We start from the raw sequence: 959 nt of genomic DNA on the forward strand, positions 1-959 counted from the left end.
GCCAGATACAGCCGCCCGCCCAGTTCCTCCGGGTAGTAGCTCTTTCTGAAGCGCTCCGGGTCGCCCCAGATCGTGCGGATCATCGACGGCCACGGACGCTTGACGACCAGAATCCCGCCTTGCCCGTTCGGTACGTCCTGCCCCGTCTCGTCGACCACCGCAGCCATGATGCCCGGCAGCGGCAGCGTGCACGAACCGGGCACCGTCGGCGTCGCACCCGGCAACGGCGTGATCATGTGGCCGCCGGTTTCGGTCTGCCACCAGGTATCGACGATCGGGCAGCGCTCCTGGCCGACGTGCTTGTGATACCACATCCACGCTTCCGGATTGATCGGCTCGCCGACCGTGCCGATGATGCGCAGGCTCGACAGGTCGTAGCGCTTCGGATGAACGTGCTCGTCGGCTTCGGCGGCCTTGATCAGCGAACGGATCGCGGTCGGCGCGGTGTAGAACACGGTGACCTTGTGATCGCCGATCATCTTCCAGAAGCGGCCGGCGTCCGGATACGTCGGCACGCCCTCGAACACGACCTGCGTGCCGCCGCACGCGAGCGGGCCATACGCGATGTAGGTGTGGCCGGTGACCCAGCCGATGTCGGCGGTGCACCAGAACACGTCGGCGGGCTTCCAGTCGAAGGTCCACTTCATCGTCTGCGCGGCCCACAGCAGGTAGCCGCCGGTGCTGTGCTGCACGCCCTTGGGCTTGCCGGTCGAGCCGGACGTATAGAGGATGAACAGCGGATGCTCGGCGCCGACCCATTCCGGCGCGCAGGTGTCGGACTCGCCGTCGACCAGTTCGTGCATCCACAGGTCGCGGTGCGCATGCCAGTCGATCTTGCCGCCGGTGCGGCGATAGACGATCACGCTCTTGACTGCCTCGCAGCCGCCCATCGCGAGTGCCTCGTCGGCGATGCTCTTGAGCGGCAGCGTCTTGCCGCCGCGCGCCTGCTCGTCGGCGGT

General features: G+C 67.3%; 1 protein-coding gene. It reads right to left on the reverse strand.

Translation table 11 applies throughout. The features are described 5' to 3' along the window. Nucleotides 1-959 (reverse strand): AMP-binding protein (locus tag KDW55_RS29185; RefSeq protein WP_212161892.1); only part of this gene is annotated, 959 nt, incomplete at both ends.

Source organism: Burkholderia sp. AU19243 (genome assembly GCF_018148075.1).
GTDB lineage: Bacteria > Pseudomonadota > Gammaproteobacteria > Burkholderiales > Burkholderiaceae > Burkholderia > Burkholderia latens_A.